Origin of the sequence: Oxynema mangrovii CENA135, assembly GCF_016632315.1 — a bacterium.
Classification (GTDB): Bacteria; Cyanobacteriota; Cyanobacteriia; order Cyanobacteriales; family Laspinemataceae; genus Oxynema; species Oxynema aestuarii.
Genome location: NZ_JAEOXH010000001.1, coordinates 3,086,081 through 3,101,365, shown reverse-complemented (window position 1 = coordinate 3,101,365; position 15,285 = coordinate 3,086,081). Strand labels below are relative to the sequence as shown.

Genomic DNA, 15,285 nt, shown 5'->3' with positions numbered 1-15,285 from the left:
CTTACTGACTGGTGCTTTTTGTTTTTTTCGTTCCCGTGCTTTTCTTCGTTCCCGTGCTTTTCGTCGTTTTCTTCGTCGTACTCGACTTGCTCGACTTGCGAGAACTTTTGGCACTCGACGCCTTCGCCGCCAACAATTCCACGGCCCGTTCTAGGGTGATATTTTCGACGGTTTCCCCTTCTGGAATCGAGGCATTAGTCTTGCCGTGTTTGATGTACGGCCCGTAAGGTCCGTCGTAAATATTGACGGTAGCCTCGTCTTCCGGATGAGCGCCAAGTTCCCGTAACGGTTCCTTCGCTTTCTTGCTGCGACTGCCGCGCCCTTTTTTCGGTTCGGCGAGCAATTCTAATGCACGTTCGAGGCCAATTGTCAAGACATCATCGTCTTTTTTCAAGGAACGATAATCTTTGCCCTCCTTACCGCGATCGTGGACCACATAGGGACCGAAGCGACCCAGACCTGCTTTAACCTTGGCGCCCGTTTCCGGATGCGAACCCAGTTCCCGAGGCAGGGAGAGCAGACCGAGAGCCATTTCTAAGGTGACGTTATCCGGGGTAGTGCCTTTTGGTAAAGAAGCGCGTTTGGGTTTTTTATTCTCTTCCGTCGCTTCCCCGAGTTGGACGTAAGGACCGTAACTGCCGATCAGGACGAAGATCGGGGCGCCCGTTTCCGGATCGATGCCGAGTTGGTCCGGGCCTTCAGTTTTCTGGCGCAGCAGCAGTTCGACCTGTTGGGGATCGAGGTCGGAGGGGGTCAGATCTTTAGGAATGGAAGCTTTGACGGTTTCCGAACCGTTTTCGGCTTCTAAATAGGCGCCGTAGCGACCGATACGGACTTTGACATCGAGATTGTCCAATTCGATCGTGCGCGCCTCATTGGGGTCGATCTTGTCTTCTTGTTGTTTGACCTGAGTTTCCAAGCCCGACTCGCCGAGATAGAACTCGCGCAAGTAGGGTAACCAGGCGACTTTACCCATCGAAATTTCGTCGAGGGTTTGTTCCATGCGGGCGGTGAACCCAGTATCCACCAGTTCGGGGAAATAGTTTTCGAGTAAATCGGTGACGGCGAAGGCGGTGAAGGTCGGGATCAAGGCATTGCCCGTCATTTGGGCGTAGCCGCGATCGACGATCGTGCCGATAATGCTGGCGTAGGTACTGGGGCGTCCGATACCTTCGCTTTCGAGCATTTTGACGAGGGAGGCTTCAGTATAGCGAGCGGGGGGTTGGGTTTCGTGGGAGATCGCCTCAATTTCGCCACATTGGGGGCGATCGCCCACCGCCATCGTCGGTAAAATCACTTCGCGGTCTTCCAAGGCGGCATCGGGATCGTCGGAACCTTCGACGTAAGCGCGCAGGAAGCCGGGGAAGTCGATGCGCTTGCCATTGGCGCGAAACAGGGCATTTTCGACGGTGAGATCGACGGCGATCGAGGTTTGACGGGCATCGGCCATTTGAGAGGCGACGGTGCGCTTCCAAATCAGCTCGTAGAGTTGGAACTCGCGCCCGGACAGTCCGGTTTCTTGGGGGGTGCGGAAATGACTGCCCGCCGGACGGATCGCTTCGTGAGCTTCTTGGGCGCCTTTGCTCTTGGTGGCATATTGGCGCGGTTTGGGGCTGAGATATTCTTGGCCGTACATTTGCTCGACGCAAGCGCGGGCCGCCGTAATCGCCTGTTCCGACAGGTGGACCGAGTCGGTACGCATGTAGGTGATGTAGCCGTTTTCGTAGAGGTTTTGGGCGATGCGCATGGTGTCGCGGGCCGACAGGCGCAGCTTGCGGTTGGCTTCTTGCTGCAAAGTCGAGGTGGTAAAGGGGGCGGCGGGTTTGCGGGTGAGGGGACGTTCGTCAATGTTGCTGACGGTCCAGGGTTTGCCCGCGAGGCGATCGCGCAATCCCCGCGCCGTGGCTTCGTCGAGTAAGACCACATCGCGTCCGGCGGCAATTTGACCCGTGGTTTCGTCGAAATCGCTGCCGTTGGCGAGTCGTTTGCCGTCGAGGGCGATCAGTTTGGACTCGAAACGGTGTTTGGCATGGGTTAAGAGGGCTTTTAGATCCCAGTAAGAGCCTTGGCGGAAGCGGCGCCGTTCCCGTTCGCGCATGACCAACAGGCGCACGGCGACGGACTGCACCCGTCCGGCGGAGAGGCCCCAGGCAATTTTTTTCCACAACAGGGGAGAGAGGGTATAGCCGACGAGGCGATCGAGGATGCGGCGGGTTTCTTGAGCGCGGATGAGCTGTTCGTCGAGGTCGCGGCAGTTGTCGAGGGCGGCTTGGATCGCTTCTTCCGTGATTTCGTGAAAGACCATCCGTTCGATCGGCACTTTGGGTTTGAGAACTTGCAGTAAGTGCCAGCTAATACTTTCTCCCTCGCGGTCTTCGTCCGTCGCGAGAATGAGGCGATCGCTTTCTTTGAGGGCGGCTTTGAGTTCTTTGACGACTTTCTTTTTGTCTTTGGGGATCACGTAAATCGGTTCAAAATTGGCCTCCACATTGACCCCCAATTGCGCCCACGGTTCCCCTTTGACCGAGGTGGGAATTTCGCTGGCCGACTGGGGCAGGTCGCGCACGTGACCCATCGACGCTTCGACCCGGTAGTCAGACGGGAGGTAGTTACGAATGGTGCGAGCTTTTGTCGGGGATTCGACGATCACAAGGGTTGACATGGGAGGTTTAGAAATAGCTGCTGGGCTTTAGATAGTCAGTTGACAAAGGTTACGAAATCTGTCGAACCGAAGGAGAATCAAACGCCGATCGGAGCAATGCGGGTAGGAGTACAGAGCGTCTGGAGTGGGGGTTGGGGCGATCGCGATCGCCCGCGCCCGGCGCGATCGCCGTTCGATCTCTATTTATAGATGATTTGCCAGGGGGCGATGGGAACGGCAGGTCGGGAAACCAAGATGCCGGATACGCCAGTGGGGAATCGGACTATTTCCACACTTAGCCCGGAAGAATCAGACCGTCAAGAGTGCGAATCTGGGATCGGGACGGAGAACGCGGTAAGATCCAATCTTGTAAAGAATTTTGAATAGACTCACCCCAGTCACAAGTAAGCGATAGTATTCAATCTGCCGATTACCCCTTATGAACTTTGCCAATCTTGCAGCCCAGCTTAATGCCGGGACGATTTTGCCGGAGGGGATTGTCATTATCACCTTGCTGGCGGTCCTCGTCGGCGATTTGATTGTGGGGCGCTCTTCAGCGCGCTGGACCCCGTATCTGGCGATCGCCGGACTGGGTACGGCCATCCTCGCCTTATTTTCCCAGTGGAACAATCCCGATCCGATCGCCTTCCTCGGCGGTTTTAACGGCGATCCGCTCAGCGTCGTCTTTCGCGCGATTATTGCCCTGTCGGCGATCGTCACGATCCTGATGTCGGTGCGCTACGTCGAACAATCCGGCACCTCCCTGGCGGAATTTTTAATGATTCTGCTCACCGCCACCCTCGGGGGGATGTTCTTATCCGGCGCCGACGAGCTGGTGATGATTTTCGTTTCCTTAGAAACCCTGAGTATTTCCTCTTACTTACTCACGGGTTACATGAAACTCGACCCCCGTTCTAACGAGGCGGCGTTAAAATACCTCCTCATCGGTGCGGCCTCCTCGGCGGTGTTTCTCTACGGGGTTTCCTTGCTCTACGGACTCTCCGGGGGCGAAACCCGCTTGAGCGCGATCGCCGCAGGCATTGCCAACGGCGGTACGGGAGTCTCCATCGGCTTAGTCATCGCCTTGGTATTCGCGATCGCCGGAATTTCCTTCAAAATCTCCGCCGTTCCCTTCCACCAATGGACTCCCGACGTTTACGAAGGCTCTCCCACCCCCGTCGTCGCCTTCCTCTCCGTCGGCTCCAAAACCGCAGGCTTCGCCCTCGCCATCCGCCTGCTGGTCACCGCTTTCCCCTTGGTTAGCGAACAGTGGCACTTCGTCTTTACCGCCCTCGCCATCCTCAGCATGGTCCTCGGGAACGTCGTCGCCCTCGCCCAAACCAGCCTCAAGCGGATGCTCGCCTATTCCTCCATCGGACAAGCCGGATTCGTCACCATCGGCTTAATCGCCAATACCGATGCCGGATATGCCAGCATGGTTTTCTACCTGCTGGTTTACCTGTTCATGAACTTGGGCGCCTTTAGTGCCTTAATTCTGTTCTCCCTGCGTACCGGAACCGATCGCATCAGCGAGTATGCAGGCTTGTACCAAAAAGACCCCTTACTCACCCTCGGTCTGACGGTTTGTTTGCTCTCCCTCGGCGGGATTCCTCCCTTCGCCGGATTCTTCGGCAAACTCTATCTCTTTTGGGCGGGTTGGCAAGCCGGACTCTACGGCTTAGTCCTGCTGGGTTTGGTCACCAGCGTGATCAGTATTTACTACTACATCCGCGTCGTCAAAATGATGGTGGTCAAAGAACCGCAAGAAATGTCCGAAGCGGTCAAAAATTACCCGGCGATCTCCTGGAATTTACCGGGATTGCGACCCTTACAAGTCAGCTTGATTCTGACCGTCGTGGTCACCTCTTTAGCCGGGATTCTCTCGAATCCGTTATTCTCGTTAGCCAACGATTCGATCGAGCGCACGCCGATGTTGCAATCGGCCCTCGTGCAAACGGAAACAGTTGCCTCGATTCCGGCTCCCGAATTGGCCGATTGAAGCCCCTAACGCCCTCGGTCTGCACCGGGATGCTTTCAATGACTGTCAAAAAGCCTGACTGTAACAGTCAGGCTTTTCTCTTGTTTTATAGCGGCGATCGCGACCAGACGAATTCAAGACTCGACATGATTGCGAACCTCATTGCGGATCTATTTCTCCTGGACCCAAACTTTAATCCCTTCGACGCGCAAGGCTTTGCCTCGACGACCGCAAAATTCGCCATCGCTGAAGACTTCCGTATCGCCGACGCGCTCGATATGAGCCATGTAACAGACTTTGTAACGCTGCGCTTCCGGTCCGGTCAGTTCGATCGCGAAACCTTCGAGTTTGTTTCCTTGACCGCGACTGCCGATATATTCCCCTTCGGTCACCCAGGGAGTATCGCCGAGGTTGTGTACGTGAGCCATGTAACGGATGCCCAAACCGGGATGGGGCGGTTCGATCGCGATCGCAAAACCTTCCAGGCGCAAGGCTTGTCCCCGGGTTCCGGCAAATTCGCGATCGCGAAACTCCCGATCGCCGAAACGCTCCAAATGCACCATAATTTTCAGCCCTAACGCCGAATCGTTCCCTTCGGTCGTCGGGGTCGCCGGGGCCGCCGAACCGACGGTGAGGCGATCGCCTTGCGTTCCCTGTTGGGCTTGCTCGAAACTGGGCAGAATAATAACATCCGACTCTTTCGACGGTGGCTTTTGGGGTTGCAATACCTCGCGATCGGCTCGGGATTGCGCTGCGGTCGGCGCTCCACTGCCCCCGATCACCACCATTTCCGGCGTCGGACTCGCCGTCGTCGCGCTGGGACTGGCTCCCCCAATTGCGCACTGCAATTTGCCTCTAGACGCCGCCACGGTCAAGGGTTTGCCAAAGGCGCGCGCGACGACTTCCACCAATACACCCCATTCGTTATCTTCCACGTCCGCTTTTTCGTCGATCAACATCAGTAAAGCGGAAAAGGGATGCTTGCCACTGGCCAAGGCGCCGACATCCGGCGGTAAACTGGAGGCCGTCGCACTGGCAATGCGCGATCGCAGTTCCCGGGCTTTCGCGTGAGCTGCCTGTAACGGCGGAAAGGCACTTTCTTGTGTATGGGAGATCGACAAGATGCGATCGAGGACTTCTAAGGCTTTGTCTTTACTCTCATCTACCGGAGTGCTTTGACTCGGGGCGATCGCCCGCGCAATGCCTTCGAGGTCTTTAATTGAGGTCACTTGAGCGGGGGCTGGCAATCCCGCAGCCTTTGACGATTGCGCTAATTCCAGCAGGCGCGATCGCGTACTGGCAAAATCCCGACGATACGCCGAGATCCCGTCCATCAGCCGTTCGTCTACCGGAACCCCCGCCTCTTTCAATTCCATTGCCGCCTGTGCCAACCGGGTTCCCAAGCCCAATATGCGCTCTTTCAAGGTGGCAATTTGTTGCAGCAATTCGTTGTACTCTACACTCATATCGCTTTCTCAGATCGGTTCCCATCTGTTTATTGTGCCTCGTGACGGGGCGAGTGCGATCGCGAGTAGGGACTCAGTGGGAGTCAACTTTAGAAGTTGGAATGAATCAAAACATCTTACTTGCTGCTCGAACCGGGGGTCGAGGTTCTGAGACACTCATCTACAATCTTATCTACATCGATCGCCCTAATTTAGCGATCGCCTCGGTCTTGGCGGGCAATCATTTGACTGTTATCTGAGAGTTGTAATTTTTGATATTCGGCGACTACCGATCGCGCGAGATGATATTTTCCCAGATTCAACGGTTCCCGTGCTGATTCTGCTAAAGAAAAGTTAGTCGCGATCGAGGTGATGAGGCTGGCAGTTAAGAAAATGGCGAGTTTCATTGTTTGCACCCTGAGTTTGACTCGTCTATATTCACTCTGCCACTTTGCCGGGGGCGATCGCGACGATCTCGATAGCTTGACGGTGCGATCGCGATCGCAGACAAAGATTTTTAACTCGGTAATTAATAATACATTTGCATTGCTCTCTTGATTTTCTCGGTTATTTTGTCAGTCTATTTAGAAAACAATAATGGAAAGGGATCTTTTTAAATATCACTTGGACTCACCTCAACCAAACGGTGAAATTTCTACGCCCTTTCTGCCCATTGCCGGATGGATTGCGGTAAAATCCGATGTTTTAATTAAAAATTTATCTCTGTGCGATCGCGATCGCAGCATTTCCTATTCCTTAAACACGGGCGATCGTCCCGATGTCGAATCCGCTTATCCCGGTTACCGCGCCCTCGGCTTTCATTATCTCCTTTCTTTACAAGACTTAAGCGCTTCTAGTTCTTTGTCAATTACCTTTAAAATAGAAGATAAAATTTACGATTTCCCCATTCATTTCTCGATCGAAGCAACGGCGATCGCCGCTTTCGAGCAGAAAAAAAGCGAAAAACTAACCCAAATTTCCTCAATTCTTCAATGTCCGATTTGTCAACATCCAGAACTTTCGCAATTCCACCGCGATGTTGTTCTAAAATGTAACAACTGTCACGCCGAATTTACAGGCGATCGCCGTCACTTTAATTTTCTTAATTCTGAACTGATCGATTACGGTAACATCGAAGCCACTGCCAATGTTTCGGCATTCGGTTATGACGCCGTTGCCTCTGGTTTAATCGAACAGTTCGGCGACGGTCTAATTTTAGATAATGGTTGTGGCTTAAAACGCCATTATTATCAAAATGTAGTGAATTTAGAAATCGTCGATTATCCCACCACCGATGTCTTGGCGATCGGAGAAAAATTGCCGTTGAAATCGAATAGTTTTGATGCAGTTTTCTCTTTTTTAGTTTTAGAACACGTGCGCCATCCCTTTGAATGCGCTCAAGAAATCATGCGCGTTCTCAAACCGGGAGGAACGTTATATGCGATCGCCCCTTTTCTACAACCCTTTCACGGGTATCCCAACCATTACTACAATATGACCAGTCATGGTTTAAAGAATTTATTTCAAGAGTCTATAGAGATTTCGGAATGTGATGTTTATGAAAAAGCCTTACCGATCGCCTGTTTGACATGGTTTCTCAATTCTTACCTTCGCGGTTTACCGCCCACAGTTGCCGAGACGTTTAAAAATATGAAAGTTGCCGATTTATTAAAACACCATCGAAACTATCAAGATTGTGATTTCGTGACTCAACTCAGTCCCGAAGTCAATGATGAGTTAGCTTGCGCCAATTATTTGATTGGAATTAAAAGATAGGGAGTTTAGATGTTGGATGTTAGATATTAGAGACTGTTTATAAAAGAAACATGAAGACATTAAGAAGCCTGTTTGAGAGAAGGTAATCGCCGGATCGTCAAACCACACAGGGCTGCCATCGGGTTAGCCCAACTTTCTCAACGTTTCTATGGTGTTCTGTAGGGGTTTGGTAACCAAACCCCTACTTCTCTAGGGTTGGGTAACCAAACCCCTACTAAATTTTTTGATATTTTCTTTATAAACAGTCTCTTAGATGTTAGATTTGAGATTAAGGGAGTCGGGAATTAAGGGGTTTCTAGGGTTTGCCTTTTGCCTTTTTCCCCTTCCCCCTTTTAACTTTTGCCTACATCGCTTCGATCGCCGCTTCCAAAGCGATCGCCACGTGGGTCCAATGAGTCCCTCCCTGACAGAAAACGATATAAGGTTCTCGCAACGGACCGTCGGCTGAAAACTCCGAGGTACTCCCATCGATAAATGTCCCGCCAGCCATCACTAATTGGCTCTCGTACCCGGGCATTGGCGCCGGAACGGGGTCCAGATAAGACCCGACGGGGGAATGCTGTTGGATGGCTCGACAGAAGGCAATCAGCTTGTCCCGAGAACCGAGCTTGACCGCTTGGATGATATCGCGACGGGGCGCCATCGGCGCGGGATTGACCGGATAGCCGAGGCGATCGAAAACCAAGGCAGTCAGGTGATTGCCTTTCATCGCTTCGCCGACCATTTGCGGGGCTAAAAATAACCCTTGAAACAGCAATCGGTTTTGCTCGAACGTGGCGCCGCCACTGCTGCCAATTCCCGGCGCCGTGAGGCGACAGGTTGCGGCTTCTACCAGATCGGCCCGTCCGGCGACGTAACCGCCTGCAGTGGCGATCGTCCCCCCGGGATTTTTGATCAGGGATCCGGCGATTAAATCGGCGCCGACGGCAGTAGGTTCGCGGGTTTCGATAAATTCGCCGTAACAGTTATCGACAAAGCAAATCGTTTCGGGATTTTGAGCTTTGACCAGCTTGACGATTCTTTCAATATCGGCGAGCGCCAAACTACGGCGCCAGGAATAGCCGCACGATCGCTGAATCGACACGACCCGCGTTTCCGGAGCGATCGCCGTCGCCAGTCCTTCCCAATCGATCTCTCCCGTCTCGGTTAAATCGAGTTGACGGTAAGTTATCCCAAAGTCCAATAGAGATCCCTGACCTTCCCCGCGCAAACCGATGACTTCTTCTAATGTGTCGTAAGGGGCGCCCGCAACGGCTAGCAGTTCGTCTCCGGGACGCAAAACGCCGTAAAGAGCGCAGGCGATCGCGTGAGTTCCCGAGACGAACTGAACTCGAACGGCTGCCGCTTGAGCTCCAACAATATCGGCAAACACGCGATCGAGGGTCTCTCGTCCCAAATCGTCGTGACCGTAGCCGCTAACGCTAGCAAAATGATGGACGCCGACTCGATACTGCCGATAAGCCCCTAAAACCCGGTGTAGATTCTGCTTGACCTTCGTGTCAATTGCAGAAAAGATGGGTAAGAGTGCCGTATGGGCTTCTTGTAGCTGTTGAGAGCAGTCCATCCAAACCTCAAGGATAAAGTGATAAATTGAAGACAAGGCGTTGTTGCCCTCATCCAGAAGGTTGTCCGCCGTCAGCTCTCAATTCTCAAGGATTTCAAGCTCTTCGGTTGCTCCAGTCTGACTGTTTGGATAGCTCAATTGGGCAAAACGATTCGTAATTAAGGTTACTGCATGACGATTGCCACTTCAACACAAGAAACAACCGGGCAAGACAAGCCCCTCAAACCGAGTTGGTCGATTATCCTATTTATGGCGGCCATTCATATCCTGGCACTGTTCGCTTTTCTACCGAGCAACTTTAGCTGGACTGCCGTCGGTTTAATGCTCGTTCTCCATTGGGTTACCGGAGGCTTGGGCATTACCTTGGGATTGCACCGTTTGGTGACGCACCGCAGTTTTCAAACCCCCAAATGGCTGGAATATTTCCTCGTTTTGTGCGGGACGCTGGCTTGTCAGGGAGGTCCGATTCAGTGGGTCGGACTGCACCGGGCGCATCATACTCACTCCGATACTCCATTAGATCCCCACGATTCTCATAAAGGGTTCTGGTGGAGTCACATGGGCTGGATGTTGTACGAAAGTCCGGCAGAAGCCGAGGTGCCTCGCTTAACCCAAGATATCGGTAACGATCCGTTCTATCGATTTTGCCAAAACTATTTGTTGCCGATTCAAATTGTTTTCGGTATCGGTTTGTACTTCTTAGGCGAAGCGATTACGCCGGGATTGGGTTGGCCCTTCGTGATTTGGGGTATTTTCGTGCGCTTGGTCGTGGTTTATCACTGCACCTGGTTTGTCAACAGTGCCACTCATAAGTTTGGCTACCAAAGTCACGACTCTAAAGATGAATCGACCAATTGCTGGTGGGTAGCGCTGACGACCTATGGTGAAGGTTGGCACAATAACCATCATGCGTTTCAGTATTCGGCCCGTCACGGGTTGGAATGGTGGGAAATCGATCTGACCTGGATGACGATCCGATTTTTACAAGCACTCGGTTTGGCGAAAAATATTAAACTCGCACCGAAATAGTAATTAAAACTTGAGGGGGAAAAAGGGTTGATGGTTCGCTCGTAGGTCGTACCATTGACCCTATGTTTTTTTGGTTTTAGATTTTAGATGTTCTGGGATTTTAGATGTTCTGGAATTTTAGATTTTAGATTTGACTGTATTGGGTTATTGCCCGCGCTGTACCGAGAGGGTGAAGGTCGGGTGGTTCGCCAAAAAACATCATAATCAACGAAAATATAACGATAATATTAACTTAATATTAACTTCCCCACTACAGATTCAACCCCGTTAACACCGACTCATGGATCGATCTAAAATTGTTGCCATCATTACCGGAGTCATCTCCATTCTCTTAGCGGTTGCCTATCTGGTTTTAGTCCAATTACTCGATTTTCGCGGTGAAATGCTTCCGGCTCCCATCGAACCCGGTTTGCTCGTTCCCCCTGAAATTGTGACTCTCTTGTTCCGGCTATGAAATCACCCACTTATTGTTTCCTCTCGCTTTTTGCCTTGTCTGTATGTTGGGTCCTTCCCGCGCGAGCAGTGGATCCCGAGGACTTGCGTCAATTACTCGATACCCAGCGCTGTCAGGGATGCGACTTGCGCGGGGCGAATTTGGAAGGGGTTAACTTGCGTAGTGCCGATTTGACCGAGGCGCAATTACAGGGCGCCAACTTACGCAATGCCGATCTCAAATACTCGAATTTTCGCGGCGCCAACCTGACGAATGCGGTGATGATTGCCGCCGATTTGGAAGCGGTCAATTTGAGCGATGCGATTTTGCGAAATGCGGACGTGCGCGGCGCCAATTTAACCGATGCGGTACTGACGCGGGCGAATACTTGCGGTTGGCGTCGTGACGGCGCCCGACTGGAGGGGGCTAATTTGCAAGATGCGCGCTGCGTCCCCGACCGACCCGAACCGCAACCGAGACCGAGACCGACCCCGGAGACTCGCCCCACGGAAGAAACCGCCCCACCCCTGTCCCAAAGTGATGCGGTGAAGTTAATCGAGCGTTGGTATGCGGCGAAAGAGAAGATCTTTGCGCCGCCTTTCAATCGCGAGTCGGTGTTGGAACTGACGACGGGGGTGTTGCTGACCGACGCATTGCAAGCAATGAATTGGTTGCGCGAAAATAATGCATTTTATAAATACGGGATTCGCCGGGTCGAATCGGTCGATCGTTTTGTCAGAGAAGGCTTTAAAGGTACACTGGAACTGACGGTGACTGAAGAATATAGCCTTTACGAAAATAATCGCATCAATCCCGATCGCTCCCGCTTTGAAACGAAAGATCTTCGCTATTTTTTAGAAGTGGTTGACGGTCGTTGGAAAATTGCCGATTACGAAGAAATCGACTGAAACGGACGAAAGGGCCGTGGGCGATCGGTTATTTCCCGATCGGATTCGATCGCCGGAGTAAACAAAAGCACGGGTTGCCCGGATTGACTCTCTCTATGGCTGACCGGAGCGATCGGTTATCATAGGGAAGGACGGCAGCAGAGGCTTACTCCTCGGAGATCGCCGTTCGGGTGAATCGCTCGATCTGACTCGATTTTAAGGGGAAAAAACGCACCTTAAAACCGATCGAAGCTTTCTCGTTTCCTCGGCTCGATAGCTCGATCGGTACTCGAAACGATCCCGATCGGATGGCTGACAAGGCGATCGCGAGCGATCGGGCTTTTTCGATCCCGTTTCAGATTGATTTTTGTAGGTGCAGTTACTCGATCTAACTTTTACTAACATTTTTATTGGGAATGGCTAAATTAATAAATCCGACATTTAACCTATTCCTCTATTACCTAAAAGATGGGGTCAACACTCTGTCAACCGATCGCCCGCAAAATTATAAAAGCTTTTTACAAACAGCGATTCAAACTTCGGTCAAATCTCTCCAACCGACCGTTCCCCAACAAGAGTTAGAAACTGATTTAAAACGATTTTTGAAATCCGTCTATCTCGGAGAACTCAGTAGCTTTGAATTTTCGGGTTATTTAGGTGAAAGTTACTCGGTGAGTGGCTCTTATAACTACTTCCCGATCGACGATAGCGAAGGCTTATTATTCAAAGTTGCCATTCAGGGAAAATTTGAAGGAGCCGAATTAGCGGATTGTCTCGAAAAAATCCACGGTATCGAACCGGACGATCGCGCGGTGGCGGGAAAACTCGGTCAAACTTGGACGATTTCCGGCTGGGTGGAAAATGCGAGCAAAGAAGAGCTCGAAGGCTTGGCGGCTCAAGCCTATAAAAACTTGCTCGATCGCGGCTGGCAATATCAAGAAACGGGACAATTTTTAGGGGGAACGGTTTTTGAATTTTGGCGTTCTTCTCCGGAAATTTGGGAGAATATCGAACAGTCGAGTCACGCGGTCGTCATTTTTTATCCCAATGCCAAAACGGTAGAAACCGCAGCCGAATTTTCGGAAAGTTGGAAAAGTCTATTTTGCCATCGCAACAAAATCTTATCCGCTTATGCGGAAAGCCGCGAACTCAAGCAAAAAATGTTGCGAGAGTTCAACCGGATGTCGCCGTCGATCGAACAAATCTATAATTTAGAACTGGCGGAACTGAAGGCGGCGTTAAAGAAAAATGTCGCCGTTTTATCGGATTTCGTGGAGAATATCCATTCCTTAGAAAGGCAACAAAACACGATCGAAGTTAGCTTGCACAATTACGAAAAATACGCCAATTACATCCAGGGAAAAGCCGAACGCGGGTTTCAAGTCAGCAACGACTTTAAGTTCCTGCAAGGCTTCGGCGACATGGTCAAGCTCAAATATCAACGGCAGATCGAGAAAGATTACGCCAGCGTGCGCCCCTGTTTGGATATTTTGGAAAATCTGATTATGACGATTCGCGGGATCGTCGAAATCGAACAGGCGGAACGCGATCGCGCCTTCCAAAATTTTGTCGGGATCGCCGGATTCGGCTTTGGGACGGCGATCGTCGTCGCGGCGAGTTCCCCGAGTTGGATCGACGGCTTCGCCGATGCGACCCCGATCGCCCCGTCTGCCTCCAGTTTACTGCTGGTCTTGAGTTTGAGCGTTCTCGGAGGTGGCATCGGCGCGGCGTTCGGCTGGATGGCGATTTCGACCTTTCGTCCCAAACGGCTGCCTTCTGGGGGCGATCGCCCCTAATTCTGGGGATTACCAGTCGTCGTGGTGGCGGCGATCGACCTGCCAATCGTCATCGTCGTACAGTAACTCGCCGAGGGGTCCGGGGACTTCGTACTCCTCGTCCTCGTCCTCGTACTCGTACTCGCGGTCGGGTTCTCGCCGGGGACGGAAATCGGGACGCGATCTCACGTCGTCGCGATCGCCTTCGATCTCGCCTTCGATCTCGGCTTCGAGGTTCCCTTCTTGCTTTAACGGTTCGACCACCCGGGCGATCGCATCTTTCACGAACGCTTTGACAAACTCGTCCTTGCGGGTCAGTTGAAATTGCTGTTGCACTACTTCCGTCATCCCGCCATCTCCCCAATCTTGATCGTGGCGGAAATATTCGATAAAACTTTTCCCTGCAATCCGCGTCAAATACGCCGCCGTGACCCCTTGAATCGCTTTCCCCACGGCGAAGGTACTCAAATTAAACTGCAACGCCGCCGTCACTAATTTGACCGCGCCTTCGACGATACCCAAACTGGCGAGGGTTTTGCCCAAAGAGAGGGCTAATTCCCGTCCGCGTTCCATATTGATGTCACAGCCGTAAATTTTGCCGATTTCGACGACCATCTGCGCGTTGACCGCCGCCGTCGCCAAGACGTCGATCACCGGAACGGGAGTGCAGGCGATGACCCCGGCGCCGATCCATTGAAAACGGTCTACGACGCGATCGGCTTGTCGGCGCCGTTGGTTGTCGATCAGGCGGCGCGCTTCTTCGCCGAGACGTTGGGATTGCAGTAGGATGTTGTCGGCAACTAAATCGTCTCCCTCGGCCCGTAAAATAGCTGCCATGCGCCGGATTAGGGGCATGATGTCCGGTTCGGCTTGGAAAATGCCGCCGTTGTCGAGGGGGATCGCTTGGGGATGGGCGGCGATCGCCACGACGTCACTCGGCGCGATCGCCCCGCGTACCCGTTCTCGCAACTGTCCGAGGATGATTTCCCGTTCTTCTTCGGGATATAAGTCGGTTTTGTTGAACACCAGCAGCGATCGCTTGCCGATTTCCGCCAAAGCTTCGAGGGGTCGCCGTTCCGATCGCAGCAGGTCGTTATCGACGACAAATAAGAGTAAATCCGCTTCGGCGGCGAGCGATCGGGCCACCCGTTCCCGTTCGGTTCCCGCGACCCCCGCTTCCAAAATTCCCGGGGTATCGGTAATCAGCAAATTTCGTTCCAATCCCGCTAATTTTAGGCAGTAAGTCGCCCCCGCTTCCGTCGTTCCCATCGGCGCGTCCACTCGCCCCACCATGCGCCCGAGTAAGGCGTTCACCAGCGAGGTTTTCCCGGCGGATCCGGTGCCGAAAATAACCACGCGCAAGTCCCCTCGGGTCAAATTCTGCTCGATTTCGCGCGATCGCAACAGCAAGGCGCGCCGCGCGACTTCATCTTGAATCTGTCCGACCTGTTTGCGAACCGCTTGCAACGTTTCCCCGGCGGCTTCGCTTTTCTGCGCCGGAATTTTGGGCCGTCGGCGCCGCCGTTTGGTCTGGGTCTGACCGAAACCGGGGAATAAACGAAAATAGTAAGCAAACGCAACTACCAGCATCGCCAACAAGGCAATCACTAACAACAGCAACAGGTTGGCGAGGAATGGATTCGTCCAATACACTTGGCTGTAAAGCTGGCTAATGGCCGTGACCAGCCACAGAACCATCCCTAAAATGAGGGTGATTCCAATCAAGATGGTGAGTAGGCGCGACAATGGCATGATCG

Annotated in this window: 13 protein-coding genes; 8 read left to right on the top strand and 5 right to left on the bottom strand. The window is 52.6% G+C overall.

Features of this window, described 5'->3' with window-relative positions:
- Position 1: 1 nt before the first annotated feature.
- On the bottom strand, positions 2–2,662 hold the full coding sequence (gene topA, locus JJD41_RS12125; RefSeq protein WP_200666206.1) for a type I DNA topoisomerase: 2,661 nt from the start codon (positions 2,660–2,662) through the stop codon (positions 2–4).
- Between the two features lie 39 nt (positions 2,663–2,701).
- Here topA and JJD41_RS12120 point away from each other — a divergent pair, with 39 nt between their 5' ends.
- Positions 2,702–2,851, top strand: a complete 150-nt coding sequence (locus tag JJD41_RS12120; RefSeq protein WP_200666204.1) for a hypothetical protein — start codon at positions 2,702–2,704, stop codon at positions 2,849–2,851.
- A 229-nt stretch (positions 2,852–3,080) separates the two neighbouring features.
- The gene (locus JJD41_RS12115; protein WP_200666202.1) at positions 3,081–4,640 is read left to right on the top strand and encodes an NAD(P)H-quinone oxidoreductase subunit N; all 1,560 of its coding nucleotides are present in this window, start codon (positions 3,081–3,083) and stop codon (positions 4,638–4,640) included.
- A 149-nt stretch (positions 4,641–4,789) separates the two neighbouring features.
- Here the strand turns inward: JJD41_RS12115 and JJD41_RS12110 are convergent, their stop codons facing one another.
- Together JJD41_RS12110 and JJD41_RS12105 are read right to left on the bottom strand one after the other, a co-directional pair.
- Positions 4,790–6,085: a hypothetical protein gene (locus JJD41_RS12110; RefSeq protein WP_200666200.1), complete on the bottom strand. Its 1,296-nt coding sequence runs from the start codon at positions 6,083–6,085 to the stop codon at positions 4,790–4,792.
- Positions 6,086–6,276: 191 nt separating this feature from the next.
- Positions 6,277–6,471: a hypothetical protein gene (locus JJD41_RS12105; RefSeq protein WP_200666198.1), complete on the bottom strand. Its 195-nt coding sequence runs from the start codon at positions 6,469–6,471 to the stop codon at positions 6,277–6,279.
- Between JJD41_RS12105 and JJD41_RS12100 the strand changes: the two genes are divergently transcribed.
- Together JJD41_RS12100 and JJD41_RS12095 are read left to right on the top strand one after the other, a co-directional pair.
- Complete coding sequence (locus JJD41_RS12100) at positions 6,458–6,622, top strand: hypothetical protein (RefSeq protein ID WP_200666196.1); 165 nt, start codon at positions 6,458–6,460, stop codon at positions 6,620–6,622. The genes JJD41_RS12105 and JJD41_RS12100 overlap by 14 nt on opposite strands.
- 66 nt (positions 6,623–6,688) lie before the next feature.
- A complete protein-coding gene (locus JJD41_RS12095; protein ID WP_234488605.1) occupies positions 6,689–7,840 on the top strand; it encodes a class I SAM-dependent methyltransferase in 1,152 nt (383 codons plus the stop codon).
- Positions 7,841–8,183: 343 nt separating this feature from the next.
- On the opposite strand, the gene JJD41_RS12090 is transcribed toward JJD41_RS12095, so the two are convergent.
- Positions 8,184–9,404: a methionine gamma-lyase family protein gene (locus tag JJD41_RS12090; RefSeq protein ID WP_200666192.1), complete on the bottom strand. Its 1,221-nt coding sequence runs from the start codon at positions 9,402–9,404 to the stop codon at positions 8,184–8,186.
- Between the two features lie 171 nt (positions 9,405–9,575).
- Between JJD41_RS12090 and JJD41_RS12085 the strand changes: the two genes are divergently transcribed.
- The 4 genes from JJD41_RS12085 (at position 9,576) to JJD41_RS12070 (ending at position 13,549) form a co-directional block, all read left to right on the top strand.
- Positions 9,576–10,433 (top strand): acyl-CoA desaturase, encoded by an 858-nt coding sequence (locus JJD41_RS12085; RefSeq protein ID WP_200666190.1) that lies wholly within the window; start codon positions 9,576–9,578, stop codon positions 10,431–10,433.
- Positions 10,434–10,713: 280 nt separating this feature from the next.
- Positions 10,714–10,887: a hypothetical protein gene (locus JJD41_RS12080; RefSeq protein WP_200666188.1), complete on the top strand. Its 174-nt coding sequence runs from the start codon at positions 10,714–10,716 to the stop codon at positions 10,885–10,887.
- A gap of 35 nt (positions 10,888–10,922) precedes the next feature.
- The gene (locus JJD41_RS12075; RefSeq protein WP_234488604.1) at positions 10,923–11,774 is read left to right on the top strand and encodes a pentapeptide repeat-containing protein; all 852 of its coding nucleotides are present in this window, start codon (positions 10,923–10,925) and stop codon (positions 11,772–11,774) included.
- Between the two features lie 395 nt (positions 11,775–12,169).
- A complete protein-coding gene (locus JJD41_RS12070; protein WP_200666183.1) occupies positions 12,170–13,549 on the top strand; it encodes a hypothetical protein in 1,380 nt (459 codons plus the stop codon).
- A 9-nt stretch (positions 13,550–13,558) separates the two neighbouring features.
- Here JJD41_RS12070 and JJD41_RS12065 read toward each other — a convergent pair whose 3' ends face one another.
- Positions 13,559–15,280, bottom strand: a complete 1,722-nt coding sequence (locus tag JJD41_RS12065; protein ID WP_200666181.1) for a YcjF family protein — start codon at positions 15,278–15,280, stop codon at positions 13,559–13,561.
- Between the last annotated feature and the right edge of the window lie 5 nt (positions 15,281–15,285).

Coding starts and splice junctions, on each gene's coding strand:
- topA (WP_200666206.1), bottom strand. CDS start 2,662: ATGTCAACCCTTGTGATCGTCGAATCCCCGACAAAAGCTCGCACCATT.
- JJD41_RS12115 (WP_200666202.1), top strand. CDS start 3,081: ATGAACTTTGCCAATCTTGCAGCCCAGCTTAATGCCGGGACGATTTTG.
- JJD41_RS12110 (WP_200666200.1), bottom strand. CDS start 6,085: ATGAGTGTAGAGTACAACGAATTGCTGCAACAAATTGCCACCTTGAAA.
- JJD41_RS12100 (WP_200666196.1), top strand. CDS start 6,458: ATGGCGAGTTTCATTGTTTGCACCCTGAGTTTGACTCGTCTATATTCA.
- JJD41_RS12105 (WP_200666198.1), bottom strand. CDS start 6,471: ATGAAACTCGCCATTTTCTTAACTGCCAGCCTCATCACCTCGATCGCG.
- JJD41_RS12090 (WP_200666192.1), bottom strand. CDS start 9,404: ATGGACTGCTCTCAACAGCTACAAGAAGCCCATACGGCACTCTTACCC.
- JJD41_RS12085 (WP_200666190.1), top strand. CDS start 9,576: ATGACGATTGCCACTTCAACACAAGAAACAACCGGGCAAGACAAGCCC.
- JJD41_RS12080 (WP_200666188.1), top strand. CDS start 10,714: ATGGATCGATCTAAAATTGTTGCCATCATTACCGGAGTCATCTCCATT.
- JJD41_RS12070 (WP_200666183.1), top strand. CDS start 12,170: ATGGCTAAATTAATAAATCCGACATTTAACCTATTCCTCTATTACCTA.
- JJD41_RS12065 (WP_200666181.1), bottom strand. CDS start 15,280: ATGCCATTGTCGCGCCTACTCACCATCTTGATTGGAATCACCCTCATT.